The sequence below is a fragment of the Arenimonas sp. genome (assembly GCF_041919775.1).
Taxonomy (GTDB): domain Bacteria; phylum Pseudomonadota; class Gammaproteobacteria; order Xanthomonadales; family Xanthomonadaceae; genus Arenimonas.
On sequence record NZ_JAYRTE010000005.1, the window covers coordinates 18098 to 44255 of the forward strand.

A 26158-nucleotide genomic window follows, 5' to 3' on the forward strand; every position below is an offset into this window, starting at 1 on the left:
GGCCCGGGCAACGCCAGCCCGGGCGGACTCAGGTGCGCAGCCCGACGCCCCGGCGCAGCAGCCACAGGGCCAGGGTGCCGAGGCCGATCACGAAGGCCAGCATCAGCCCGAAGGCCACCGCCATCGACACGTCCGACTGGCCGAGCAGGCCATAGCGGAAAGCATTGACCATGTAGAAGATCGGGTTGAGATGGGTGGCCGTCTCGGCCCACTGCGGCAGCAGTTTCACCGAATAGAACACGCCGCCCAGGTAGGTCAGCGGCGTGAGGATGAAGGTCGGGACGATGGCGACGTCGTCGAACTTCTTGGCGTACACGGCGTTGACGAAACCCGCCAGCGAGAAGATCACCGCGCCCAGGAACACCGTGGCCAGCGTCACCAGCGGATGCGGGATGCGCACCGTGGTGAACAGCATCGCGATGCCCAGCACGATCGCGCCGACCATCAGCCCGCGCAGCACGCCGCCGGCGACGTAGCCACCGAGGATCACCCAGTTGGGCATCGGGCTGACCAGCAGCTCCTCCACGTGCCGGCCGAACTTGGCGCCGAAGAAACTCGAGCTGATGTTGCCGTAGGCGTTCTGGATGATTGACATCATCACCAGGCCCGGCACGATGAAGTCCATGTAGCTGATGCCGTCCATGGTGCCGATGCGCGAGCCGATCAGGTTGCCGAAGATCAGGAAGTACAGCGTCATCGTGATCGCCGGCGGCACCAGGGTCTGGCCCCAGATGCGCAGGATGCGGGCGACCTCGCGGCGGGCGATGGTGAACAGCGCGACCAGGTTGGGGTTCACGGGTTCACCTCTGCATTTCCGGTCAGGCGCACGAACAGTTCCTCGAGCCGGTTGGACTTGGTGCGCATCGAACGCACCTTGATGCCGGCCTGGTCGAGCGCGGCGAACACGCGGTTGAGCTCCATGTCCCGCGGCATCTCCAGGTCGATCGTGTGGCCGTCCTCGGCCAGCAGGGTGGCGCCTTCGATCGCCGGCAGCGTCGCCGGCAGGCCGCCTTCGACGTCAAGCAGGAAACCTTCGACGTCGAGCTTGGCCAGCAGCGTCTTCATCGGGCCTTCCTCGATGATGCGGCCGTGGTCGATGATCGCCAGGTTGCGACACAGGCTTTCGGCCTCCTCCAGGTAATGCGTGGTGAGGATGACCGTGGTGCCGGCGGCGTTGACCTCCTTGAGCGTCTTCCACATGCCGCGGCGGATCTCGATGTCGACGCCGGCGGTCGGCTCGTCGAGGATCAGCAGCTTTGGCCGCGTCATCATGGCGCGGGCGATCATCAGTCGCCGCTTCATGCCACCCGACAGCGTGCGCGACATCTTGCGCGCCTTGTCCCAGAGCTGGGCCTTCTTGAGCTCTTCTTCGGCACGCACCAGCGCCTCGGCGCGCGGGATGCCGTAGAAGCCGGCGTAGTTGACCAGGATGTCGAGCGGCTGCTCGAACATGTTGAAGTTGATCTCCTGCGGCACCAGCCCGACCAGGCGCATCGCCTGCGAACGGTTCGCGTGCAGGTCGACGCCGAACACGCGCACTTCACCGGCGCTCTTGTTCACCAGCGAACTGACGATGCCGATCAGGGTGGACTTGCCGGCACCGTTCGGCCCGAGCAGGGCGTAGAAGTCGCCTTCCCCGACCCGCAGGGACACGCCCTTGAGGGCCTCGACGCCATTGTCATAGGTCTTGCGGAGATCGGTGATCTCCAGCGCGGGTAGTTTCTGCATGGGGCTCCTGGGCCGGCCGGCGCTGCGCCGGTGGGCGATGGGGCCTTATTATAGGCGCCTTGCCGCCCGGCCCCCGGGCCCGGGCGGCACACTGTTTCCCATTCCCGGAGTCCGTATTGGCCATCGTGCATTTCCCGCTTCGCGTGGTTGGCAGCCGAATGCTGGCGCCCAGCGTGCGTCACCTCGAATTCGCCCGTGACGATGGCCAGCCGCTGGACTTCATCCCCGGCCAGTTCATCCAGGTGCATTTCAACTACGCCGACGGCACGCCGACCAAACGCAGCTACTCCCTGGCGACCATGCACGACCATGCGCTGGGACCGGGCGAGGCGGTGGAGATCGCGGTCAGCTATGTCGCCGGCGGCGCCGCCACGGCGCTGTTCGAGGCGCTCGACGAAGGCCAGCAGATCCAGGCCTCCGGCCCTTACGGCCGTTTCTGCCTGATGCCCAATGACACCAACCGCCGCTACCTGCTGATCGGCACCGGCACCGGCGTCACGCCCTACCGCGCGATGCTGCCGCGGCTGGCCGAGCTGATCCGCGAGCGCGGCATCGAGGTGGTTCTGCTTTTCGGCTGCCGCACGCCGCAGGAGCTGCTTTACGGCGACGACTTCCGCGCCTTCGCTGCCGCCAACCCGGGTTTCCGCTTCGTGCCCTGCTTCAGCCGGGCACTGCCGGCGGACGCTTCACCGGACGACCGTCGCGGCTACGTGCAGGACGCCCTGGCGGAATTCGCGCCCTCGGCCGACGGCGACATCGCCTACCTGTGCGGCAACCCCAACATGGTCGACGCATGCTTCGAGGTGCTGAAGTCCGCGGGACTGCCGGTGCCGCACATCCGCCGCGAGAAGTACGTCAGCGCCAAGTAGGCAGGTCCTTCGTCACGTTTCGGCGTCCCCGGTCGTCTGTCATCCTGTGGGCCGTTTTGGCCCGGATGGGAGAGTCCATGAAACCCCTGCTCTTGCCGCTGGTCCTGGCGGCGCTGGTCGCCGCGCCCTCGGCGCAGGCCCGCACCCTGGGCCAGCTTGAATTCACGCCCTGCGAACTGTCGCAGCCCGGCACCGGCGCCACCACCGCGCTCGAATGCGCCACGCTGGAAGTCCCCGAGAACCCGGAAAAACCCGGCGGCCGGACCCTGAAGCTGAAGGTCGGGCTGGCCGCCGCGCGTTCGGCCGAGGCCGAGCCGGACATGGTGCTGTTCATTGCCGGCGGCCCGGGCCAGTCCGCCACGGAAACGTATCCGTCGGTGGCCGGGGGGTTCTCGCGGCTGCTCGAGAAGCGCCATGTCGTCTTCGTCGACCAGCGCGGCACCGGCGAAGGACACCGCCTGGCCTGCGACTTCCCGGACGAGCTGGCCGAGTCCGAGGCTTCCGACGAGCAGCAGGTCGAGCTGGCAAGGGACTGCCTGGCCAGCTTCGATGCCGACGTGGCCCAGTACACGACCACCGTGGCGGTGGCCGACCTCGAGGCGCTGCGCCAGGCCCTGGGCGCACCGAAGTTCAACGTCTACGGCGGCTCCTACGGAACGCGCGTCGCCCAGGAATATGCGCGCCGTCACCCCGATGGCGTGCGCAGCCTGCTGCTCGACGGCGTGGTGCCGCCGGGCCTGGCCCTGGGCAGCGAGCACAGCATCAACCTCGAGGACACGCTCAAGTCCATCCTGGGCCGCTGTGCCGCTGATGCTGCCTGCCGCGAGGCCTTCGGGGATCCCTACCGCACCCTGTACGCGCTGCGCGACCGCGTGCGCGAACAGCCGACGACGGTGACGGTGCCGGACCCGCGCAGCTTCGCCCGGCGCGAACAGCGCCTGGACGAAGCGGCCGTCGCGGTGATTGCGCGCTTGTTCGCCTACGCGCCGGAAACCGCGGCCCTGCTGCCCCTGCTGCTCGACGAGGCGCAAAAGGGTCGCCCTGAAGCCCTGTTGGCGCAGGCCGCGCTGGTTTACGACTCGCTGGCCGGGCAGATCAACCACGGCATGCAGCTTTCGGTGATCTGCGCCGAGGATGCGCCGCGCCTTGCTTCGCGCGACGAGGACGAGGCGCTGATCCTGGGCAATGCCATCGTCGGCGTCACGCTCAACCAGTGCAGCGTCTGGCCGCGCGGCCCGGTTTCGGCAGACTTCCGCGAGCCGCTTGAAAGCGGGCTGCCGACGCTGCTGATGTCCGGCGAACTCGATCCGGTGACGCCGCCGCGTTACGGCGACGAAGTCGCAAAAACCCTGCCGCGCTCGCGGCATCTGGTCGGCAAGGGCCAGGGCCACATCCTGCTCTCGCGTGGCTGCACCCCGAGGCTGGCGGCGGAGTTCGTCGACACGCTCGATCCGGTCGGCCTCGATGCCGGCTGCCTGGAGGTGCTCGACGCCTCGCCCTTCTTCCTGGATTACAACGGAGCCGCGCCATGATCGAGGTCCGCGACCTGCACAAGGCCTTCGGCAAGGTCGTCGCCGTGGACGGCGTCGGCTTCCGCGCCAACGACGGCCAGATCACCGGCCTGCTGGGGCCCAACGGCGCCGGCAAGACCACCAGCCTGCGCATGCTCTACACGCTGCTGCGGCCCGACCGCGGCCAGGTGATCGTGGACGGCGTCGACGCCGCCGTTGATCCCGAAGCGGTTCGCCGCCGCCTTGGCGTGCTTCCCGATTCGCGCGGTCTGTACAAGCGACTGACCAGTCGCGAGAACATCCGCTACTTCGGCCGGCTGCACGGCATCGACGACGCCACCATCGCCGCGCGCACGCAAACCCTGGTTGACGCGCTGGACATGGGCGACATCATCGACCGTCGCACCGAAGGCTTTTCGCAGGGCCAGCGGGTGAAGACCGCGATCGCCCGCGCGCTGGTGCACGACCCGCGCAACGTGATCCTGGACGAACCCACCAACGGCCTGGACGTGATGGCCACGCGCGCCATGCGCCGCTTCCTGCACCAACTGCGCGACGAGGGCCGCTGCGTGCTGTTCTCCAGCCACATCATGCAGGAGGTCGCGGCGCTGTGTGACCGCATCGTCATCATCGCGCACGGCCGCGTGGTGGCCGAGGGCACGGCTGACGAGCTTCGCGCGCAGACCGGCGAAGCCAACCTCGAGGACGCCTTCGTGAAGGCGATCGGCACCGAAGAAGGACTGATGGCATGAGCGCCGCGACCACCGTTTTCCTGAAGGAAGTCACCGAGAACCTGCGCGACCGCAAGACGGTGTTCAACGCGCTGGTGATGGGCCCGCTGCTGGGTCCGGTGTTCTTCGTGATGATGATGAGCTTCATGATCACGCGCGAACTGTCCAATGCGGAGAAGCCGCTGGAGATTCCCGTGGTGGGCGCCGAACACGCACCCAACCTGGTTGGTTTCCTGCGCCGGCAGGGCGTGACCGTGCAGGCGGCGCCGGAGGATGCCGAGGCTTCCATCCGTGAACGCGACACCCGCGCGGTGCTGGTGATCCCCGCCGACTATCCGGATCGCTGGCGCGCCGGCGAAACCGCCCAGGTCCAGGTGCTGCACGACAGTTCCGACCGCGACGCGCGCGCACCGATGATGCGGCTGACGGCCTTGCTCGATGCCTACGCCAAGCAGCAGTCGGCGCTGCTCATCAGCGCCCGCGGCCTGCATCCGGCGATCCTCTCGCCGGTGGTCGTGGCCCAGCGCGACCTGGCCAGCACGCAGCAGCGCGCCGGCCAGCTGCTCAGCTTCCTGCCCTACCTGCTGGTGCTGGGCGCCTTCCTGGGCGGCATGTACCTGGCGATCGACACCACCGCCGGCGAACGCGAACGGCAGTCGCTGGAGCCCCTGCTGGCCAGCCCGGCTTCGCGGGCCCAGATCGTGCTGGGCAAGCTCGGCGCGACCTTCGGCTTCGCGATGGTGTCGATGATGCTCAGCCTGGTCGCGTTCGCGGTCGCCTTCCAGTTCATCCCGCTGGACAAGCTGGGCATGAAGGTCGATTTCGGCGCTGGCCTGATCCTGCGGGCGGGGCTGCTTATGGTGCCGCTGGCGCTGGTGTTCGCCGCGCTGCAGACGGTGGTGGCGGCTTACGCGAAGAGCTACCGCGAGGCCCAGACCTACCTCTCGCTGCTGATGCTGCTGCCGATGATCCCGTCGGTGCTGCTGATGGTTTCGCCGATGAAGGGCGAGCTGTGGATGTCGGCCACGCCGCTGCTGTCGCAGAACCTGCTGATCATGCAGCTGGCGCGCGGTGAAACCGTCGCGCTGGCGGACTTCGCGCTCAGCTTCGGCTGCACGCTGGCGCTGGCGGTGCTGGTGACCTGGCTGGCGGTGCGCATCTACCACCGCGAACAGCTGGCCGTCTCGACCTGAACCCGCTTCGGTAGGAGCGCCTTCAGGCGCGAATCTTTTGGCTTTGCCTTCGGCAAAGAAGGGATTCGCGCCTGAAGGCGCTCCTACAGTCAGCAAGGAAAAGGCCCGGCATTGCCGGGCCTTTTCGTTTCCAGCTTCCGCGGAACTTACGGGCGGAAGGTGAAGGTGCGGGTGATCGTGGCCGGGCCGTCCATCGGCTCGAAGCGCCAGTCGCGCACGGTGCTCTGCACTTCACGGTCGAAGGTGCCACGCGGCTGCGAACGCACGATGCTGACGTTGGTGACCTCGCCGCTGGCGGCGATGGAGATCTCCACCGTGACTTCGCCCGAGACGCCGCTGCGGTAAGCCGCGCGCGGGTAGGACGGCTGCGGGGCGCGCACCGCCACCGGGTTGCTGGCGCTGGCGCGGGTCGGCTGGGCCGGCTGCGCGGCCGGGGCGGGGGTCGGCGTTGCCGGCTGGGTCGGGGCCGGGGTGGCCGGCTGGACCGGCTGGCTCGGCGCCGGCGTGGCGGGCTGCGCCGGCTGCGGCTGGGCAGCGGCCGCTGCGGCAGCGGCGGCGGCGGCGGCCGCTTCGTCGGCAGCGCGCTGGGCGGCCAGCTCGGCGTCACGTTCGCGCTGGGCTTCGCGCTCGGCTTCCTGCTCGGCGCGTTCGACCACACCGGCGCGGCCCTTGGCGATGGAGTCCTTGATGCGCGGCAGGGCCGGGGTCTGGGCGTCGGTGCGCTCGATCAGGGCGCGCAGGCGCTCGGCTTCGACGAAATCCTCGCGGCCGATGGCCTGCTCGGCGGCGATGATGGCGTAGGGCATCAGGTCGATGAGGGCGCTTTCGGCCGAGGCGTCCGGCTTGTCGCTCTTCTCGCGCAGGGTCAGGTAGTACTCCATGGCGTTGTCGCCGGCCGGGGCGTACAGGCGCTGTTCGCGCAGGGCCTGGGATCCGCGGCTGCGCAGTTCGTCGACGCTCAGGGAGGCCAGGGCGGCCTCGGCGGCCTGCTGGGCCTCCTGGGCAGCCACTTCTTCAGCGGTGGGGCCGGCGGGCTGGGCCGCGGTCGGCGCATCCCCCGCCGCGTCCGGTTCGGCCTCGTCCTTGGAGCAGGCGGCGAGGCTCAGGCCAAGGGCCAGGGCGATGCCCCAGCGCAGGGCGCGGGAGGAGGCGGGCGTGGACGCGGTCATTAGGTTTTCCCCTGAAAAGTTAACAAACCATGACGTTCAGCACATAAGAGTTTGGCCGGTTTGTCAAGGCGAAATCGTTTCGGGCTGCGATCCGCGTCACGGAATCGCCCGGCCAGGGGGCCGACGGGCGCCTACTTGCCGATGCAGAAGTCCGCGAAGATCCGGCCAAGCAGGGCGTCGGCGTCGATGGTGCCGGTGATTTCGCCGAGAGCGTCCTGGGCCCGGCGCAGCTCCTCCGCCGCGAGTTCGCCGGCGCCATGGTGCAGCTGCCGGGCGCCTTGGGCCAGGAAAACCGCGGCGCGATCCATGGCTTCCAGGTGGCGGGCGCGGGCGCTGAAGGCCCCGTCGCTGCCCTCGCCCTGCCCGGCCGCGTCGCGCAGCCTTGCCCGCAGGGCCTCGAGACCTTCGCCGGTGCGGGCCGACAGCCACAGGTGTTCCCCGTCGTCGTGGCGTTCGGCATGCACCGGGCGGCCGCTGAGGTCGGCCTTGTTGTGCAGCCAGAGCACCGGCACGCCGGGCGGCAGGTCCAGGCGGGGCCCGGATGGCGCCTGGTCGTCGAGCACGGCAAGCACCAGGTCGGCGCGCTCGAGTTCGGCGCGTGCGCGCCGGATGCCTTCGCGTTCGACCTGGTCGGGGGCCTCGCGCAGGCCGGCGGTGTCGACCAGGGTCAGTTCGATGCCGTCGACGAGGATGCGCTCGCGCAGCAGGTCTCGCGTGGTGCCGGCGACGTCGGTGACGATGGCGCGGTCCTCGCCGGCCAGCGCGTTGAGCAGGGACGACTTGCCGGCATTGGGGGCACCGGCGATGACCACGTGCAGGCCGTCGAGCAGGCGCTTGCCGCGGCCGGCGTCGGCGCGCAGGCGGTCGAGGTCGCCGGCCACGCCGCGCAGGCGCTCCTGCAGCTCCGGCGCCGCGAGGAAATCGACTTCCTCTTCCGGGAAGTCCAGCGCCGCTTCGATCCACACGCGCAGGGCGACCAGGGCTTCGACCACGGCATCAACGCGGCGCGAGAACTCGCCGTCCAGCGAGCGCCGGGCGGCGCGCAGCGCGGCTTCGCTGCCGGCGCTGACCAGGTCGGCGACGGCTTCGGCCTGGGCGAGGTCCAGCCGGCCCTCGAGGAAAGCGCGTTCGGTGAACTCACCCGGCCGCGCGTGGCGGGCCCCGAGGCCCAGGCAGCGGCGCAGCAGTCGGGCCAGCAGCAGCGGGCTGCCATGGCCCTGCAGTTCCAGCACGTCTTCGCCGGTGTACGACTGCGGGCCCGGGAAAAACAGCATCAGGCCATCGTCGATGACCTCGCCGTCGCCGTCGCTGAAACGCAGGTAGTGCGCATGCCGGGGCTCCGGCGGCCGACCCAGCAGCGTCGCGCCGATGGCCCGGCAGCCCGGGCCGCTCAGGCGCACGATCCCGACGCCGGCAGCACCGGCCGCCGTCGCAATCGCTGCAATCGTCTCGCGCTGGCTTGTCATTTGGAGCGATTTAGCCACGGATGAACAGTGTCTGTCCGTGTTCATCCGTGGCAGAAACCGCTCTTATTTGCTCACGGTCGCCGTGGCGGGCTTGGTGCCGTGGCGCTTGGTGATCACCCACTGCTGGGCCAGGCCCAGGATGCCGTTGGTGCACCAGTAGAGCACCAGGCCCGACGGGAAGAAGGCCATCATCACGCCGAAGATGAGCGGCATGGCCGTCATCATCTTCTTCTGCATCGGGTCCATGCCCGGGGTCGGCGTCATCTTCTGGGTGAGGTACAGCACCACCAGGTTGATCGCCGGCAGGATGAAGTAGGGGTCCGGCGCGGTCAGGTTCTGGATCCAGCCGATCCACGGCGCCTGGCGCATTTCCACCGACTCGAGCAGCATCCAGTAAAGCGCAATGAACACCGGGATCGTCACCAGGATCGGCAGGCAGCCGCCGATCGGATTGATCTTCTCTTTCTTGTAGAGCTCCATCATCGCCATCTGGAACTTCTGCTTGTCGTCGCCGTAACGTTCCTTCAGCGACTCGATGCGCGGCTGGATCGCGCGCATCTTGGCGAAGCTCTGGTACTGCTTGGCCGACAGCGGGTACAGCACCAGCTTGATGATCAGCACCGTCAGGATGATCGCCCAGCCCCAGTTGCCGGTCAGGTCGTGCAGGGGTTCGAGCACGTAGTCGAACATCGGCTGGGCGAGGAAGGTGAAGATGCCGTAGTCGAGCGTCAGCTTCAGGCCCGGTGCGACGTCGGCCATCTGCTCCTGCAGCTTCGGGCCGACCCACAGCGTGGCTTCACGCGTGGTGGCCGTGCCCGGCGCGACTTCGAAGGGCGCGCCGACGCTGCGCACCAGGTAACGCGGCTGGCCCTCGCCGAGGGTCGCCAGCGAGAAACGCTGCGGTTCGGCCTTGGCCGGCACCCAGGCCACCAGGAAGTGGTGCTGCAGCAGCGCGATCCAGCCGCCGGTGACGTCGAGGTTGAGCGGGCCGTCCTCGGCGAAATCGTCGTACTTGCGCTTCTCGAACTTCTCGGCCGGGCTGTACCAGGCGCCGCCGGTGAAGCTGTAGGCCTCGGGATTGGTCAGCGCCCAACCCTTGGACTGGCCCACGGGCGGGATGCGCTGCAGCTGCTGGTAGCCGTAGCCGCGCCAGGCGGCGGTGCCGTCGTTGCGGACTTCTTCGCGCAGGGTGATGTCGTAGGCGCCGCGTTCGAACACCCAGGTCTTGCGCACGGTCAGGCCGGTGGCCGGATCGGTCCACAGCAGCGGGACTTCGAGGCGGTCCTGGCCGTCGGCGAGCTGGAAGTCGGTGCGACCGCCTTCCGGGCGGAACACGGCCTCATGGTTGGGGGCGTTGCCGGCCGTGGCGACCAGGCCGGACTGCGCGACCGAGAAACGCGCGGCGTCGTTGTCGAACAGGCGCACCTTGCGCGCGGGTTCGTCCTTGTCCACCGGGTACTGCAGCAGCTCGGCGCCGACCAGGTTGCCGCCGCGCAGGTCGACGCGGATGTCCAGCACGTCGGTACGAACGCGCAGCAGGCCGGGGCTGGCCGCCGCCGGACCGGTGGCCGCCGGCACGCCGCCGGCGTCGGGAGCGGCCGGAAGCACGGCCGTGGCGGGCACCGCCGCCGCATCCGGCACCGCGCCATCCCCGGGCAGCGCCGCCGTCGGTTCGGGCAGTGCGGTGGCAGGGGCCGACTCGGCGGGGTTGGCTTGCACCGGACCCTTGTTCCATTCCAGGAACAGGAGGAAGGCGACGGCAAGCCAGGCGATCAGCAGGAAGGTACGGGTCTGGTTCATGGGCAGGCTGCAGGCGCCGGGCGGAAGGCCACGGGGCCGGCGGGAAGTCTCGGTCAGGAGTCGGTGGCGGGGCGCTCGCGCGCGTCCGGGGAGGCTGGCATTGTGCCGGCAGGGGCGGTGGGCTTCAACGACCGCGCCCTTTCCAGCAGCTGCAGCCACTGTTCGCGCAGCCCCGGGTTGTCCAGCGCGGACGCACCGGGCTGGGCGATCAGAACGTAGTCGCCGGCGGGCAGCCGATGGCGTTCGCGACGGAAGACGTCGCGGGCGATGCGCTTGATGCGGTTGCGGCCGACGGCGCGCTTGTCCACTTTCCTGGACACGGCAACGCCGAGCCGTGGCTCGGTGGCCTCGGCCCGGACGTGGGCAAACAACCTCAGCTGTGGGCTGGAGAGCCGGCGACCTGCCTTGAACACCGCCTGGTACTGGGCGGATACGCGCAGGCGCGCGTTGGGCGGGAAGTCGCTCGGCGGGACGGGCGGAAGATTATTCACAGCCCGTCAGGCGGCCGCCGGAAAGCCGGCGGCGGCGCGTCAGACCGCGAGGCGGGCCCGACCCTTGGCACGACGACGGGCGAGGATCTTGCGACCGTCGGCAGTCTTCATGCGGGCACGGAAACCGTGGTCGCGCTTGCGCTTGAGGTTGCTGGGCTGGTACGTGCGCTTGGTGGCCATGGGGCACCCCGGTTGGTTTTTGGGCGGAAAAGACCGCGGACTATAGCGGTTTCCCCGGGCCGTAGTCAACAGCGGTTTGCATGGCGGACCAGCCGGCGCGGCGCTAGACTGCACGACCCCGAACACTTATCCACAGCGCCCCCGCGGTGCTGTCGCCCGGAATTTCGCTTGAACATGGATGCTGCCTGGCCCCGCTGCCTGGAACGACTGGAAGCCGAACTGCCCGCCGAAGAGGTCCACACCTGGCTTCGGCCGCTGCAGGTGGAAACCCACGCCGACGGCCTGACCCTCTACGCCCCCAATGAATTCGTGGTCGACCAGGTGCGCGAGCACTACCTGGCCCGGATCCGCGAACTGGTGGCGCATTTCGCCGGGGCCCCCGCCGCCGTCGCCCTGGCCGTGGGCTCGATGCAGCGGGCCGCGGCCAGCCCGGCCGCCAGCGCCGCCCAGGCCACGCCCGGGCGGCCGCGCGCCGCCGGCGGTGCGGAATTCACCGGCAACCTCGACTCGCACTACACCTTTGAAAACTTCGTCGAGGGCCGCAGCAACCAGCTCGGCCGGGCCGCGGCGCTGCAGGTGGCCCAGAACCCGGGCAAGGCCTACAACCCGCTGCTGCTGTACGGGGGCTCGGGCCTGGGCAAGACCCACCTGATGTACGCGGCCGGCAACTTCATGCGTCGCAACAACCCGGGCATGCGGGTGCTGTACCTGCGATCGGAGCAGTTCTTCAGCGCGATGATGAAGTCGCTGCAGGAGAAGTCGATGGACCAGTTCAAGCGCCAGTTCCAGCAGGTGGACGCGCTGCTGATCGACGACATCCAGTTCTTCGCCGGCAAGAACACCACCCAGGAAGAGTTCTTCCACACCTTCAACGCGCTTTTCGACGGCAAGCAGCAGATCATCCTGACCTGCGATCGCTACCCGCGCGAAGTGGAAAACCTCGAGACCCGGCTCAAGACACGCCTCACCTGGGGCCTGAGCGTCGCCATCGAACCGCCCGATTTCGAAACCCGGGCCGCGATCCTCACCGCCAAGGCCGCCGAGCGGTCGGTGAAGCTGCCCGAGGACGTCGCCTACCTGATCGCCAAGCGCATGCGCTCGAACGTGCGTGACCTCGAGGGCGCCCTGAACACCCTGGCGGCCCGGTCCAACTTCATGGCCCGGCCGATCACCGTGGAATTCGCCCAGGAAACCCTGCGCGACCTGCTGCGGGCCCAGCAGCAGGCGGTGTCCATAAGCAACATCCAGAAGACCGTGGCAGACTACTACCAGCTGCGCATGGCGGACCTGTTGTCGAAGCGGCGGACGCGCTCCCTGGCGCGCCCGCGGCAGATGGCGATGGCGCTTAGCAAGGAACTGACCGAGCACAGCCTGCCGGAAATCGGCGATGCCTTCGGTGGCCGCGACCACACCACCGTGATGCACGCCTGCAAGGTGATCCGCGAACTGCGCGAGATCGACGGCAAGATGCGCGAGGACTGGGAAAAGCTGCTGCGCAAGCTCAGCGAGTAACGTGGATCCGGCCGTGGAACTCATCCCCGGACGGGCTGTGGACAAGTTGGGGGCAATTCCAGGGGCGGAAATCCATCCACAGGTTTCCACAGGGACCCGGGGCTTCCACACACAGGCTTAGGGTTGCTGTTTTTCGTTTAAAAACAAAAGGTTGGCTGTGTTATCCCGCGATTTTCGCGACACTACCACCACCAGTTTTTGATTTATCCACTCATTGGAGCTTGGGGAATCGCATGCGTTTCAGCCTGACGCGAGAAGTTCTGCTCAAACCCCTTCAGCAGGTCGTGAACGTGGTCGAGCGGCGGCAGACCCTGCCGGTGCTGGCCAACCTGCTGGTGACGGTCGAGGGCGACAAACTGTCGATGACCGGTACCGACCTCGAAGTCGAGATGGTCGCCCGCACCGACGTCGACGACGCCCAGCCGGGTGAAACCACGATCCCGGCGCGCAAGCTTTTTGAAATCGTCCGGGCGCTCCCCGACGGCAGCAAGGTGACCCTCAGCCAGTCGGGCGAGAAAGTCACCGTGCAGGCGGGTCGCAGCCGCTTCACCCTGGCCACGCTGTCGGCCAATGATTTCCCGGCCGTCGAGGATCTCGACCTGGTCGATCGCATCCGGGTTCCGGAGGCCGCGCTCAAGGAGCTGATCGAACGGACCGCGTTCGCGATGGCCCAGCAGGACGTGCGTTATTACCTCAATGGCCTGCTGCTGGACCTGCGCGAGGACAGCCTGCGCTGCGTCGCCACCGACGGTCACCGCCTGGCCCTGTGCGAAGCCCCCCTGCCGGCCGGCGCCCAGACCCGCAAGCAGATCATCGTGCCGCGCAAGGGTGTGCTGGAGCTGCAGCGCCTGCTGGAAGGCGGCGACCGCGAGGTCGAGCTGGAAGTCGGTCGCAACCACCTGCGCATGCGCCGCGAGGACGTCACTTTCACCTCGAAGCTCATCGAAGGCCGCTTCCCCGACTACGACGCGGTCATCCCGATCGGCGCCGACAAGGAAGTGAAGCTCGACCGCGAAGGCCTGCGCGCTGCCCTGCAGCGTGCGGCGATCCTGTCCAACGAGAAGTACCGCGGCGTGAAGCTGGAAATCAGCCCGGGCCAGGTGCGGATCGTGGCGCACAACCCGGAACAGGAAGAGGCCCAGGAAGAAATCGAGGCCGAAACCAAGGTCGACGGCCTGGGCATCGGCTTCAACGTGACCTACTTGCTGGACGCCCTGAGCGCCCTGCGCGAGGACACGGTCATCCTGAACCTACGGGATGCCAATTCCTCGGCCCTGGTTCGCGAGGCCAGCCACGAGCGCAGCCGCCACGTGGTGATGCCGCTGCGGCTGTGACCCGAGGTTTCGCCGCTTGTGACCGCCGCCCGGCCCGTGCCGGGCGGTGTCGTTTCCGGGCTCCGGCGATCCGCGCGGCAGTCCTTCAACGCCCCACTCCCACATGCGCCTGACCCGGCTCGACGTCCAGAACCTGCGCTGCCTGGCCGACGTCCGCTTCGAGCCGGCCGCCGGACTGAACCTGGTCACGGGTGGCAACGGCGCCGGCAAGACCAGCCTGGTCGAGGCCATCCACCTGCTGGGCTACGGCCGGTCCTTCCGCGGGCGCGTGCGCGACGGCCTGGTTCGCAGCGGCCAGCCCGCCCTGTCGGTCTATGCCGAATGGGTCGATGGCCAGGGCCGCTCCCGCCGGGCCGGGCTTCGCCACAGCGGCAGTGACTGGGAGGCCCGCCTCGACGGCGCGACGGCACCAAGCCTCACCGAGCTGTGTGCCGAGCTGGCGATCGTCAGCTTTGAGCCGGGCAGCCACGAACTGATTGCGGGCGGCGCCGAACATCGCCGCCGGTTCCTGGATTGGGCCCTGTTCCACGTGGAACCGAGCTTCCTTCCGGCCTGGCGGCGCTATGCCCGGGCCCTGAAGCAGCGCAATGCCCTGCTCAAGCGGGGGCCGCCGGCCAGTGCCCTGGATCCCTGGGACCAGGAGCTGGTCGATTCCGGCCAACAGCTGAGCCGGCTCCGCGCCGACTACCTTGCCCGCCTCGAACCGGTGCTTGCCGCGACGGCGGCTGAGTTCCTGCCGGAGCTGGGGCAGGCGGGCCTCTCCTTCCTGCCGGGCTGGCGGCAGACCGACCACCCGCTGGCCGATGCGCTGCTGCTGGCTCGTGACCGGGACCTTGCGCTCGGCTACACCAATGTCGGCCCCCACCGGGCGGACTGGCGCGTCGATTACCCCGCCTTGCCCGGGAAAGAAGCCCTGTCGCGGGGTCAGGAAAAGCTCACGGCCCTGGCCTGCATCCTGGCCCAGGCCCGGGCTTTTGCCGCCGACCGCGGGGAGTGGCCCCTGGTCTGCCTGGACGACCTGGCCTCCGAGCTGGACCAGACCCACCTTCGGCACGCGCTGTCAGCGGTACTGGACTCCGGGGCCCAGGTCATCCTGACGGCGACCGAGGCGCCCGGGATCCTGACCGGGCCGCTGGCGCCGTTGGCGAGGTTCCACGTGGAACGCGGGCAGTTGCGGCAGGTGTAGCGGGGCGGTCCGGGTCCGCGGCCGGGAAGTATCGGGACTGAAGTCCCTCCCACGGTGGGCATTTCCGGCAAAACCGGCCTGGCGCGGGACTGGCGGCGAGATCGGCCCGACCCGCTCCCCGGGAGCGCTCCGCCGCGAGGCGCCCGCCTGTGCCATGTGAAGCCGCCACGCGCTATACTCGGACACCTTATTTATAGGCGCGCTGTGCCGCCCCCCGCGGGCGCCGGCGGGCCGCCGTGGACCCGAGTACACGCCTCCGATGACCGACACCCCGACTCCGCCGACTCCCGCCAACAACAACTACGACTCCAGCAAGATCACCGTGCTGCGCGGCCTCGAAGCGGTCCGCAAGCGGCCAGGCATGTACATCGGCGATGTGCACGATGGCACCGGCCTGCACCACATGGTGTTCGAAGTCGTCGACAACGCCATCGACGAAGCGCTGGCCGGCCACTGCGACGCGGTCCTGGTCACCTTGCACGCCGACGGCTCCTGCTCGGTGTCGGACAACGGCCGCGGCATCCCGGTCGACATCCACAAGGAAGAGGGCGTGTCCGCGGCCGAGGTCATCATGACCGTGCTGCACGCCGGCGGTAAGTTCGACGACAACAGCTACAAGGTCTCCGGCGGCCTGCACGGCGTTGGCGTCTCGGTGGTCAATGCGCTTTCGTCCAGCCTGTGGCTCGACATCTGGCGCGACGGCCAGCACTACCAGCAGGAGTACGGGCTCGGTGAGCCGCTGTATCCGCTGAAGGAAGTGGGCCCGTCGGGCAACAAGAAGGGCACCCAGCTGCGCTTCCTGCCCAGCGCCGAAATCTTCACCGACGTCGAATTCCACTACGACATCCTGGCCAAGCGCCTGCGCGAGCTGAGCTTCCTCAACTCCGGCGTGCGCATCGAGCTGGTCGACGAGCGCGGCGAAGGCAAACACGACGTTTTCGAATACGAAGGCGGCATCCGCAGCTTCGTGGAACACCTGGCGGCCCTAAAAACCCCGCTGCATCAAACAGTTATCTCTGCTTCGGGCGAAAAGGACGGCATCGTCGTCGACATCGCCGTGCAGTGGACCGACAGCTACCAGGAAACGATGTTCTGCTTCACCAACAACATCCCGCAGAAGGATGGCGGCACCCACCTGCAGGGTTTCCGCGCGGCGCTCACGCGCACGCTGAGCAATTACATCGAACAGAACGGCATCGCCAAGCAGGCCAAGGTCGCGATGAGCGGCGACGACATGCGCGAAGGCATGATCGCCGTGCTGTCGGTGAAGGTGCCCGACCCGAGCTTCAGCTCGCAGACCAAGGAAAAGCTGGTCAGCTCCGAGGTGCGCCCGGCGGTTGAATCGGTGATCGGCCAGAAGCTCGAGGAATTCCTGCAGGAGCGCCCGAACGAAGCCAAGGCCATCGCCGGCAAGATCGTTGACGCCGCGCGTGCGCGCGAAGCGGCGCGAAAGGCCCGCGACCTCACCCGTCGCAAGGGTGCGCTCGACATCGCCGGCCTGCCCGGCAAGCTGGCCGACTGCCAGGAGAAGGATCCGGCGCTGTCCGAACTCTTCATCGTCGAGGGTGACTCGGCCGGTGGCTCGGCCAAGCAGGGCCGCAACCGCAAGCACCAGGCGGTGCTGCCGCTGCGCGGCAAGATCCTCAACGTGGAACGTGCGCGTTTCGACCGCATGCTCGCGTCCGCCGAAGTCGGCACGCTGATCACCGCGCTCGGCACCGGCATCGGCAAGGACGAGTACAACCCGGACAAGCTGCGCTACCACCGCATCATCATCATGACCGACGCCGACGTCGACGGCTCGCACATCCGCACGCTGCTGCTGACCTTCTTCTACCGGCAGATGCCGGAGCTGATCGAGCGCGGCCACGTGTATATCGGCCTGCCGCCGCTGTACAAGCTCAAGCAGGGCAAGAACGAGCTTTATCTCAAGGACGACGCGGCGCTCAACGCCTACCTCGCCAACAACGCCGTCGAAGGCGCCGAACTGCGACCGGCCGACGGTGCGCCGCCGGTGTCCGGCGCGGCGCTGGAAAAACTGCTGCTCGACTTCACCGCCGCGCGGGATTCGCTGGCGCGTTTTGCGCACCGCGTCGATACGCCGGTGCTCGAAGCCATGCTGGAAATGCCGCCGCTGACGGCCGACGGTTTCGCCACGCCGGGTGCGCTCGATGGCTGGACCACCGAGCTTGAAAAACGCCTCAACGCCACCGGCCTGGGTCGTGCGCGCTACACGATCACGGTGCAACCCGGGAACGTCGAGGAAAACGCGCCCGCCGCGCTCGTCGTCTCCAAGCAGCACCACGGTCTTGCATCCACGCAGACGCTGCCCGCCAGCCAGCTGCTGGGCGGCGAACTGCGCCTGCTCACCGAAGTCGCCACCGCGCTCGATGGCCTGCTGCAGCCGGGCGCCAGCATCACGCGCGGCAATCGCACGCAGCCGGTCACGCGCTTCGTGCAGGTGCAGGAATGGCTGCTCGAGGAAGCCAAGAAGGGCCGCATGATCCAGCGCTTCAAGGGCCTGGGTGAAATGAATCCGGAGCAGCTCTGGGAAACCACCGTCAACCCGGAAACGCGCCGCCTGCTGAAGGTGCGCATCGAGGACGCCGTCGCCGCCGACGAAATCTTCTCCACGCTGATGGGCGACGTGGTTGAGCCGCGCCGCGAATTCATCGAAGACAACGCGCTGCGTGTCGCCAACCTCGACGTCTGAGGACACGCCGCCGGCCGGCGGCGCGTCCGACAATCCGCCCCTGCCGCCCGCCGCGACGAAGAACGCGCCGCCGCCGCGACCCTGGCTGGGTTTCACGATCGACGCAGCGCTGGCCGTCGTGCTGCTGATGGTCGTTTCGATCCTGCTGATCACTCCGCTGGTCCTGGTCGAAACCTTTGCCAGTCCGGGCAGGCCGTCGGACGAAGTGCTGCAGGCGATGCTGCCCCAGATCACCGTCGCCGCCATCGTGTCCATGCTGCTGGCCGCCCTGGCCACCTGGATGCTGCGCGGCCGCAACATGGTGGGCGAGCTTCCGCGCTCGCCGCTGGGGCCGGCGCTGGCCTGGTCGCTGCTTGCCGGCGTCGGCATCCAGCTGCTGGTGCTGGCCATCGACGCCGGCCTAGGCTTCCTCGATGCGCCGCTGACGCCCAGCAACGCCGAGCCCATCGAGGCCCTGGCGCGGCAGTGGCCCTGGCTGACCTGGGTGCTGGTCGTCATCGTCGGCCCGTTCGCCGAAGAGCTGCTTTTCCGCCACGTGCTGCTGCGCCGATTCGCCCTGGCGGGCCGCGTGCTGGCCGGACTGGTCGCAACCTCCGCCCTGTTCGCCCTGCTGCATGAAGTCGGGCAGGGCGCCGACCGCAGCCTGGCGGCCTGGTTCGGCATCCTCGCCGTTTACCTGGCCATGGGCATGGGCTTTGGCCTGGTTTACGTCCGCACCGGGCGCTTGTGGGCCGCCTTCGCCGCCCACGCCGCCTGCAACGCCACCGCCATGGCGATCGCGGCATTCTCGACTTAGCGGACCCGGGGTTACACTGGCCCGCCGCACGGCCGCAGGGGCACGGCGCCGTGCAGGAATCCAACCGGGAACCCTATGAGCAAGCGACACCTCTACCTGCTGGCCCTGGCCATCATCGTCGCCGCGTCCGCGGCGATCTACTACAAGTGGAAGGTGCTGGAATTCCCGCTGCAGCCCGACGCCCAGGTGCAGGTCTGGACGCTGCAGGCGCACGTCGAGTACCAGCCCCGCAAGGCCGCGAACACCGTCACGCTGCAGCTTCCCGAGACCACGCCCGGCTTCACGCTGATCGACGAACGTTTCGTCGCGCGCAATTACACCAACCTGGGTGAAACCGCCGACGGCGGCCGCGAGGTGCAGTGGGCCATCCGCCGCGCCGTCGGCGAGCAGGACCTGTACTACCGCGCCACCGTCGTGCGCGCCGACGAGGGCGCCACGGTCGAACTCGACTTCGACCCCGAGCTCGCGCCGCAGCCGGAGTTCGAGGAGCCCTACGCCACCGCCGCGAATACGCTGCTCGACCAGGTGCGCGAACGTTCGTCCAACACCGTCACCTACGCCCGTGAACTGCTGCGCCGGCTCAACGAATCCGAGCCCAGCGAGGAAGTCGCGCTGCTCCGCGAACTGCACGGTGACGACGACAGCGCCCGGACCAACTTCGTCGTGCAGCTGCTGGCGGTGCGCAACATCCCCGCGCGCGTGGTGCACGGCCTCAAGCTTGCGCCCTCGGGCGAGGGCATCGATCCGGGCGTCGAGGCCCGCATGCAGTCCTGGCTGCTGGTGCACGACGGCCTGACCTGGACCATGCTCGACCCGCGCACCACCGCCGAAGGCCGCCCCGCCGACCTGTTCCTGTGGAACGCCACCGGCAAGCCCCTGCTCACCATCGACGGCGACCCGCCCTCGATGCTGGCCTTCACCGTCAAGGCCAACCTGGCCGACGCGATGGCCACCGCCGAACGCCGGCTGGAAGTACGCGACGCCAACCTGGTGCGCTATTCTCTGCTGAGCCTGCCGCTGCAGGCGCAGGAAACCTACCGCATCCTGCTGATGGTGCCGATCGGCGCCTTCATCATGCTGTTGCTGCGCAACCTGGTCGGCGTGAAGACCTACGGCACCTTCATGCCGGTGCTGATCGCGCTGGCCTTCCGTGAAACCGCCCTCGTGGCCGGCATCTCGCTGTTCGTGGTCGTGGTGGGCTTCGGCCTGCTGGTGCGTTTCTACCTCGAGCGCCTGCGCCTGCTGCTGGTGCCGCGCCTGACCGCCATCCTGATCCTGGTGGTGCTGCTGATGGCCGCCGTCAGCGTGCTGTCGAACCGCCTGGGACTGGAAGTGGGCCTGAGCGTCGCGCTGTTCCCGATGGTCATCATGGCCATGACCATCGAACGCATGTCCGTGGCCTGGGACGAACGCGGCGCCGGGACCGCCATCCGCGAAGGCATCGGCACCCTGGTCGTCGCCGCCCTCGCCTACGTGGTGATGAGCTGGCGCCCGCTCGAGCACCTGGTCTTCGTCTATCCGGAAGTGCTGCTGGTGCTGTTCGCGCTGGCCCTGCTGCTTGGCCGCTATTCGGGCTACCGGCTCAACGAACTGCTGCGCTTCCGCGCCCTGGCCCGCGACCCGGACCCGATCGCGCCGCCGCCGGCAGAACCCGAACCGGAAACCAAGGCCTGAGCCATGGCTTTCTTCAACCCCTTCAAGGTCGCCAGGCGGCTGCGTGAAATCGGCCTGGTCGGCATCGGCCAGCGCAACGCGCACTACGTGCTGATGCACAACCCGCGCAAGTTCTACCCGCGCGTGGACGACAAGCTGCTGACCAAGAAGCTGGCGATCAAGGCCGGGCTGCCGGTGCCCGACCTCTACGCCGTGGTTCGCGAAGAACACGAGATCGCGGAACTGCACAAGAAGCTCGAGGGTCGCGACAGCTTCGTGGTCAAGCCGGCGCATGGTTCGGGCGGCGACGGCATCCTGGTGATCAGCGGCCGTCGCGGCGACAAGTACCGGCGCGCCAGCGGCAGCCTGATGACCCGCGAGGAATTCGAGCACCACCTCTCGAACGGTCTGTCCGGCCTGTTCTCGCTCGGTGGCCAGCCCGACCACCTGATCGTCGAGTACTGCGTGCAGTTCGACCCGGTCTTCGACAACGTCAGCTACAAGGGCGTGCCGGACGTGCGCATCATCGTGTTCCTGGGTTACCCGGTGATGGCGATGATCCGGCTGCCGACGCGGCTCTCGGACGGCAAGGCGAACCTGCACCAGGGCGCGATCGGCGTCGGCATCGACCTGCCGACCGGGAAGACCAAGCGTGGCGTCTGGGGCACCGAGATCATCCGCGAACACCCGGATACGGAACACAGCATTGTCGGACTCACGATTCCGCACTGGCGCCAGCTGCTGGAAATGGCCTCGCGCTGCTACGAACTGTCCGGCCTGGGTTACGTGGGCGTCGACTTCGTGCTCGACCGCGACCGCGGGCCGCTGATCCTGGAGCTCAACGCCCGGCCCGGGCTGGCGATCCAGATGGCCAACGGCAACGGCCTGGAGTCGCGCCTGCGCAAGGTCGAGGCCCTGCGCGACCGCGGTGAGCTCTCGAAGGATCCGGCCGAACGGGTCGTTTTCGCCATCGCGAACTTTCCGACCACCGGCTGAACGTCACGCGGCGTTTAACGATGTTTTAAGCCCATCGTCAAAAAGCGCGGGCATGCTTGGTCCCAAAGGGGAAGTCTATACGGGGGCGGACGGTGAAACCGGACAGCCCACCGCTTGAGTGATTGCTCCATTCCCCGTTACCCTTACCGGCCACCAGTCGCGGCACACCGCTGCGGCGAAGGAGTTCCCAGATGAAGTTTGCCCACGCCCTCAAGCTCAAGGTCCTGGCGGCCGCCGTCATCGCGGCGACCCTTTCCGTGGGTGACGCGCACGCCCAGCGCAGTCGCGACCGCGACAAGGACAAGGTCGAGGAAGCCTATCCGGACGCGACCCGCGAATCCCCGAAGGCCACCAACACCCCGCGCCTCGCCAAGGACATCAACAAGATGTTCGAGCTCTACAACGAGGGCGAGGACATGGAAGGCGCGATCGCGATCGCCGAGAAGCTGCTGGCCAACGACCGCGCCAAGCCCTACGACCGCGGCGTCGCGCTGATGATCGCCGGCAACGCCGCGCTGGGCATCGACGATTACGCCCGCGCCATTCCCTACCTCGAGCGTGCCCTCGAGGAAAACGCGCTGCCCAACAACAACCACTTCGCGACCATGCACACCCTGGCTTCGGTCTATGCCCAGGAAGACATGGCCGACAAGTCCATCGCCCTGCTCGACCGCCTGATCGCCGAGACCCAGTCCAAGGACCCGCAGGTGTTCGGCCTCAAGGCCGGCGTGCATTACAACGCGGGCCAGTTCGAGCAGACCATCGAGGCCGTGCAGAAGGCGATCGCGCTCAACGACGGCAATGCCGAGAACAACTGGCAGCAGATCCTGATGGCCTCGTACAACGAGCTCGGCCGCGAAGGCGAGGCCGTGGTGCTGGCCGAGCAGCTGCAGGCCAAGAACCCGGACGACAAGCGCGCCCTGCTCAACCTCGCCTCTCTCTACGCCCAGACCGGCGCCTCCGACAAGGCCGCGGCCCTGCTCGACAGCGCCCGTGCCAAGGGCATGCTCACCGAGCAGCGCGACTACGAAAACCTCTACGCCACCTACCTCAACATGGATGGCAAGGAGGCCGAGGCCGCCAAGGTCATCCAGGAAGGCCTGGACAAGGGCGTGCTGCCCGCCGACGCCCGCACCTACACCTTCCTGGCGCAGTCGCTGTACTTCAGCGAACAGATCGATGCCGCCATCGCGGCCTATTCCAAGGCCGGCCCGCTGGACAGCAAGGGTGATTCCTTCCTGGCCCTGTCGCAGATCCTGACCAACGAGGACCGCAACGCCGAAGCCAAGGCGGCGGCCCGTTCGGCCCTGGACAAGGGCCTGGCCAAGCCCGGCGAGGCCTGGATGGTGATCGCGCGCTCCGAGTACTACATGGACAATTTCGCGGCGGCCCGTCAGGCTTACGCGGAGGCCGCCAAGGATCCGGCGACCCGCGACCAGGCCCAGAAGGCCCTGGCCCAGATTTCCCGTTGAACGGTTGGTAAACCGATTCCCCGTGGTATAAGCTAACAAGTTCCCGCCGGTGTCCCGGCGGGCCACGGCCCCTGACGCCGACCGAACGAAGAGCTCGAGCCGCCGAACGCATGACGGACAAGAACTACAACAGGTACGACACCCCTCCCCAGGGATTGAGCTGGGCACGCATTGGCGGCAACGCGTTTGCTATCGCGCTGCATGCGGTCGCGTTCATGTTCATGATGGCGCCGGTCAATCCTCCCGAGGTCAAGAAGGCCGCGGAAGAGGCGACGGTGGTGTCCTTCATCGAACCGCCGCCGCCGCCCCCGCCGCCGCCGCCGCCGCCGCCGGAGCCGCCCAAGGTGGTCCAGAAGATCATCCAGCAGCCGAAGCCGACGCCGATCCCGCCGCCGCCGGAAGAGCCGCCGGTGGTGTTCGACGACCCGAGCCCGATCGACATCGAGGCCCCGCCGCCGGCTCCGCCCGCGCCGCCGGCCCCGCCTGCCGACTACGCGCCGTCCGAGGACATCTCGGGTCGCTCGCTCTACCAGCCGCGCTACCCGGCCAAGGAAGCCCGCGACGGCGTTGGCGGCACCGTGATCCTGCGCGTCACCATCGACGCCGCCGGCAACGTGCTTGATGTCGCCATCGAGCGCTCCAGCCGCAATCGCAACCTCGACCGCTCGGCCATGGATGCCGCGCGTCGGTGGAAGTTCAACCCGGGACTGCGCAACGGCCAGAAGGTCGGTGGCGCGGTGCTTGTCCCGGTCAAGTTCACGCCTCCGCGGTAACGCCAGCAATACCCACGTAAACGGTCAAACCACTTAAAGAAAGGCACTCCTTATGCTGCAGGAAATCCTCCTCACGGTCGCAACCGCCGCTGGCGGCGCCGCCGACAACGCCTCCGCCCTGTCCAAGATGGGCTTCTCCCACATGATGGCGGAGCTGATGCGGGACCCCGCCGAGTTCTTCGTGCAGTGGGTCGTCTTCATCATGCTGGTCGTGATGTCGTTCGGTTCCTGGTGGTACACCATCGTCAACGCCATCAAGAACGCCGTCATCTCCAAGCGCGCCGACACCGTCGTGCGTACGTTCTGGGAAACCCCGAACGCCCAGGACGCGATCCGCTTCATGGAAGAACAGCCGGCCAACGAGCCGTTCTCCAAGATCGCCCTTGACTGCGCCCAGGCCGCGGCCCACCACCAGCGCCACGAAGGCAGCCGCCTGGTCGACGCCCTGAACCGCTCGGAGTTCATCGACCGCGCGCTGCGCCAGGCCGTCACCCGCGAGAGCGCCAAGCTCGAGAACGGCATGACCTGGCTGGCCACCGTCGGTGCGACCGCCCCGTTCGTGGGTCTGCTCGGTACGGTGTGGGGCATCTACGGCGCCCTGATCCGCATCGGTGCCACCGGCCAGGCGTCGATCGACGCGGTCGCGGGCCCGGTCGGCGAGGCGCTGATCATGACCGCCATCGGTCTGTTCGTTGCGATCCCGGCGGTGCTGGCCTACAACGCCTTCAACCGCGCGAACCGCAACACCTACGCCAAGTTCGACACCTTCGCGCATGACCTGCACGACTTCTTCGCCACCGGCTCGCGCGTCGGCGAAGTCCCGGCCAAGCGCTAAGTCGAACGTCTAACCAGGAGTCGCAGGCATGGCTTTTTCATCCAACTCCGGTGGTGGCGGCCCGATGGCCGACATCAACGTCACGCCCCTGGTGGACGTGATGCTGGTGCTGCTGATCATCTTCATGATCACGGCCCCGCTGATGTCCCACAAGGTGAAGGTGGAACTGCCCCAGGCCACCCTGGACAAGAAGCCGGAAATCGAGCAGCCGCCGATCACCCTCGCGGTGACGGCGGACGGCAAGGTCTACTGGAACGACGAGGCGGTCACGCAGGACATGCTTGACGCCCGCCTCGCCGTGCTGGCCCAGAAGACCCCGCAGCCGCAGGTCGACATCCGCTCCGACAACATCACCAAGTACTCGGTCATCCACGAAGTGGTGACCGACGTCCGCAATGCGGGCATCCGCAAGGTGGGCTTCGTTTCCACCCCCGAGCGCTGAGGACGACAGACCATGGCATTTGCCTCCAATACCGGCGCGGGCCCGATGGCCGACATCAACGTCACGCCCCTGGTGGACGTGATGCTGGTGCTGCTGATCATCTTCATGGTGACGGCCCCCGCCCTGTCCTACCAGATCCAGGTCGACCTGCCGCAGCGCACGTCCACCCCGCCGCCGCCGCCGAAGGATCCGCCCGAGCCGATCCGCCTGCGCATCGAGGCGGGTGGCACGGTGACCTGGAACGACACGCCGATCCCGCTGTCCTCGCTCCAGGCGGCCCTCGAGGTCGAGGCCGAGCGCGCAGGTTCCGACGTGACCCGCCAGCCGACCGTCGAGATCCAGACGGACATGGAAGCCCAGTACGAAACCCTGGCGAAGGTGCTTTCGCGCACCAAGAACGCCGGGATGGCAAAGATCGCTTTCGTGGAACCCGGCGCCGACTGAGGCCGCGCTTCCCGCACCCTGCAGCAACGCCGCCTCCGGGCGGCGTTTTTTTTGCTCGCCGGCGGACCGGGGAAGGGCTCAGCGCGTCGCGGCAATCACCGCCAGATAGGCGCGCACCGTCGGCTCCAGGCCCGCATAAAGGGCCTCGCCGACCAGGGCATGGCCGATCGACACCTCCAGCACCCCGGGCACCCCGCGCAGGAACTCGCCAAGATTGGCCTGGCTAAGGTCGTGCCCGGCGTTGACGCCGAGGCCGGCGGCCCGGGCCTGTTCGGCCGTCTGGCGGCACAGGGCCAGCGCCTGCGCCGCATCGCCGGCCGCGAAGGCTTCGGCGTATGGCCCGGTGTAGAGCTCGATCCGATCCGCGCCGAGTTCAGCGGCCAGGGCGATGTCGGGCGCACCGGCATCCATGAACAGCGACACCCGCGCCCCGCATTCCTTCAACTCGGCGATCAGCGGCCGCAGGCGCGGTCCGTCACGGATCAGGTCGAAGCCGTGGTCGGAGGTGATCTGCCCGTCGGAATCCGGCACCAGCGTCGCCTGCTGCGGTCGGGTTTCCCACACCAGCGCCAGCAGGCCCGGGTAATCCCCCCGCGGTGGCGCGAACGGATTGCCCTCGATGTTGAACTCGGCCCGACCCTCCACCAGGCGGGCCAGCTCCCGCACGTCCGCCGGGCGGATATGCCGCTGGTCCGGCCGGGGATGCACCGTGATGCCACCGGCGCCGGCCCGCAGCGCGGCCTCGGCGGCCTGGCCGACCCGGGGTTCGTCGCCGCCGCGGGAATTGCGCAGGACGGCGATCTTGTTGACGTTGACGCTGAGCACGGTCATGGCGGCAAGCCTACCCTGTGGCCCGGGCACCGG

At 68.2% G+C, this 26158-nt stretch carries 24 protein-coding genes; 16 read left to right on the forward strand and 8 right to left on the reverse strand.

What is annotated here, in order from left to right:
* Positions 1-28: 28 nt before the first annotated feature.
* Complete coding sequence (locus ACE3TE_RS04680) at positions 29-796, reverse strand: ABC transporter permease (protein WP_374602648.1); 768 nt, start codon at positions 794-796, stop codon at positions 29-31.
* The gene (locus ACE3TE_RS04685) at positions 793-1728 is read right to left on the reverse strand and encodes an ABC transporter ATP-binding protein (RefSeq protein WP_374602650.1); all 936 of its coding nucleotides are present in this window, start codon (positions 1726-1728) and stop codon (positions 793-795) included. Before ACE3TE_RS04685 ends, ACE3TE_RS04680 begins: the two co-directional genes overlap by 4 nt.
* A gap of 116 nt (positions 1729-1844) precedes the next feature.
* Between ACE3TE_RS04685 and ACE3TE_RS04690 the strand changes: the two genes are divergently transcribed.
* The 4 genes from ACE3TE_RS04690 (at position 1845) to ACE3TE_RS04705 (ending at position 6032) form a co-directional block, all read left to right on the forward strand.
* Positions 1845-2597, forward strand: a complete 753-nt coding sequence (locus ACE3TE_RS04690; RefSeq protein WP_374602652.1) for an FAD-binding oxidoreductase — start codon at positions 1845-1847, stop codon at positions 2595-2597.
* A gap of 77 nt (positions 2598-2674) precedes the next feature.
* On the forward strand, positions 2675-4129 hold the full coding sequence (locus ACE3TE_RS04695) for an alpha/beta hydrolase (RefSeq protein WP_374602654.1): 1455 nt from the start codon (positions 2675-2677) through the stop codon (positions 4127-4129).
* Positions 4126-4860: an ATP-binding cassette domain-containing protein gene (locus ACE3TE_RS04700; protein WP_374602655.1), complete on the forward strand. Its 735-nt coding sequence runs from the start codon at positions 4126-4128 to the stop codon at positions 4858-4860. Before ACE3TE_RS04695 ends, ACE3TE_RS04700 begins: the two co-directional genes overlap by 4 nt.
* On the forward strand, positions 4857-6032 hold the full coding sequence (locus ACE3TE_RS04705) for an ABC transporter permease (protein WP_374602657.1): 1176 nt from the start codon (positions 4857-4859) through the stop codon (positions 6030-6032). The genes ACE3TE_RS04700 and ACE3TE_RS04705 overlap by 4 nt, the downstream gene beginning before the upstream one ends.
* A gap of 146 nt (positions 6033-6178) precedes the next feature.
* On the opposite strand, the gene ACE3TE_RS04710 is transcribed toward ACE3TE_RS04705, so the two are convergent.
* From ACE3TE_RS04710 to rpmH, 5 genes are all read right to left on the reverse strand, one after another.
* On the reverse strand, positions 6179-7201 hold the full coding sequence (locus ACE3TE_RS04710) for an energy transducer TonB (RefSeq protein WP_374602659.1): 1023 nt from the start codon (positions 7199-7201) through the stop codon (positions 6179-6181).
* Positions 7202-7332: 131 nt separating this feature from the next.
* Complete coding sequence (mnmE, locus tag ACE3TE_RS04715) at positions 7333-8667, reverse strand: tRNA uridine-5-carboxymethylaminomethyl(34) synthesis GTPase MnmE (RefSeq protein WP_374602660.1); 1335 nt, start codon at positions 8665-8667, stop codon at positions 7333-7335.
* A gap of 63 nt (positions 8668-8730) precedes the next feature.
* Entirely contained in the window at positions 8731-10467 is a 1737-nt protein-coding gene (gene yidC, locus ACE3TE_RS04720; protein ID WP_374602662.1) for a membrane protein insertase YidC, read from the reverse strand.
* A 53-nt stretch (positions 10468-10520) separates the two neighbouring features.
* Positions 10521-10958 (reverse strand): ribonuclease P protein component, encoded by a 438-nt coding sequence (gene rnpA, locus ACE3TE_RS04725; RefSeq protein ID WP_374602664.1) that lies wholly within the window; start codon positions 10956-10958, stop codon positions 10521-10523.
* Between the two features lie 39 nt (positions 10959-10997).
* Positions 10998-11138 (reverse strand): 50S ribosomal protein L34, encoded by a 141-nt coding sequence (gene rpmH / locus ACE3TE_RS04730; RefSeq protein ID WP_026817103.1) that lies wholly within the window; start codon positions 11136-11138, stop codon positions 10998-11000.
* Between the two features lie 174 nt (positions 11139-11312).
* Here rpmH and dnaA point away from each other — a divergent pair, with 174 nt between their 5' ends.
* The 12 genes from dnaA to ACE3TE_RS04790 all read left to right on the forward strand — a co-directional run bounded on the left by dnaA (position 11313) and on the right by ACE3TE_RS04790 (position 25294).
* Positions 11313-12650: a chromosomal replication initiator protein DnaA gene (dnaA, locus tag ACE3TE_RS04735; RefSeq protein ID WP_374602666.1), complete on the forward strand. Its 1338-nt coding sequence runs from the start codon at positions 11313-11315 to the stop codon at positions 12648-12650.
* A 233-nt stretch (positions 12651-12883) separates the two neighbouring features.
* Entirely contained in the window at positions 12884-13984 is a 1101-nt protein-coding gene (gene dnaN, locus ACE3TE_RS04740) for a DNA polymerase III subunit beta (protein WP_374602668.1), read from the forward strand.
* Between the two features lie 103 nt (positions 13985-14087).
* Entirely contained in the window at positions 14088-15170 is a 1083-nt protein-coding gene (gene recF / locus ACE3TE_RS04745) for a DNA replication/repair protein RecF (RefSeq protein WP_374602669.1), read from the forward strand.
* Positions 15171-15429: 259 nt separating this feature from the next.
* Positions 15430-17883 carry a DNA topoisomerase (ATP-hydrolyzing) subunit B gene (gene gyrB / locus ACE3TE_RS04750; RefSeq protein ID WP_374602671.1) on the forward strand — a complete coding sequence of 818 codons (2454 nt, stop codon included), beginning with the start codon at positions 15430-15432 and terminating at the stop codon, positions 17881-17883.
* A complete protein-coding gene (locus ACE3TE_RS04755) occupies positions 17861-18679 on the forward strand; it encodes a lysostaphin resistance A-like protein (RefSeq protein WP_374602672.1) in 819 nt (272 codons plus the stop codon). Before gyrB ends, ACE3TE_RS04755 begins: the two co-directional genes overlap by 23 nt.
* Before the next feature lie 75 nt (positions 18680-18754).
* Complete coding sequence (locus ACE3TE_RS04760) at positions 18755-20353, forward strand: UUP1 family membrane protein (RefSeq protein ID WP_374602673.1); 1599 nt, start codon at positions 18755-18757, stop codon at positions 20351-20353.
* Positions 20354-20356: 3 nt separating this feature from the next.
* Positions 20357-21328, forward strand: a complete 972-nt coding sequence (locus ACE3TE_RS04765; protein WP_374602674.1) for an alpha-L-glutamate ligase-like protein — start codon at positions 20357-20359, stop codon at positions 21326-21328.
* 191 nt (positions 21329-21519) lie between these two features.
* The gene (locus ACE3TE_RS04770; RefSeq protein ID WP_374602676.1) at positions 21520-22800 is read left to right on the forward strand and encodes a tetratricopeptide repeat protein; all 1281 of its coding nucleotides are present in this window, start codon (positions 21520-21522) and stop codon (positions 22798-22800) included.
* A 110-nt stretch (positions 22801-22910) separates the two neighbouring features.
* A complete protein-coding gene (locus tag ACE3TE_RS04775) occupies positions 22911-23573 on the forward strand; it encodes an energy transducer TonB (RefSeq protein WP_374602678.1) in 663 nt (220 codons plus the stop codon).
* A gap of 52 nt (positions 23574-23625) precedes the next feature.
* Positions 23626-24408: a MotA/TolQ/ExbB proton channel family protein gene (locus tag ACE3TE_RS04780; RefSeq protein ID WP_374602680.1), complete on the forward strand. Its 783-nt coding sequence runs from the start codon at positions 23626-23628 to the stop codon at positions 24406-24408.
* A 28-nt stretch (positions 24409-24436) separates the two neighbouring features.
* Entirely contained in the window at positions 24437-24850 is a 414-nt protein-coding gene (locus ACE3TE_RS04785; protein ID WP_374602682.1) for an ExbD/TolR family protein, read from the forward strand.
* 12 nt (positions 24851-24862) lie between these two features.
* A complete protein-coding gene (locus ACE3TE_RS04790; protein ID WP_374602684.1) occupies positions 24863-25294 on the forward strand; it encodes an ExbD/TolR family protein in 432 nt (143 codons plus the stop codon).
* Positions 25295-25372: 78 nt separating this feature from the next.
* Here ACE3TE_RS04790 and ACE3TE_RS04795 read toward each other — a convergent pair whose 3' ends face one another.
* On the reverse strand, positions 25373-26125 hold the full coding sequence (locus ACE3TE_RS04795; RefSeq protein ID WP_374602686.1) for a pyridoxine 5'-phosphate synthase: 753 nt from the start codon (positions 26123-26125) through the stop codon (positions 25373-25375).
* Between the last annotated feature and the right edge of the window lie 33 nt (positions 26126-26158).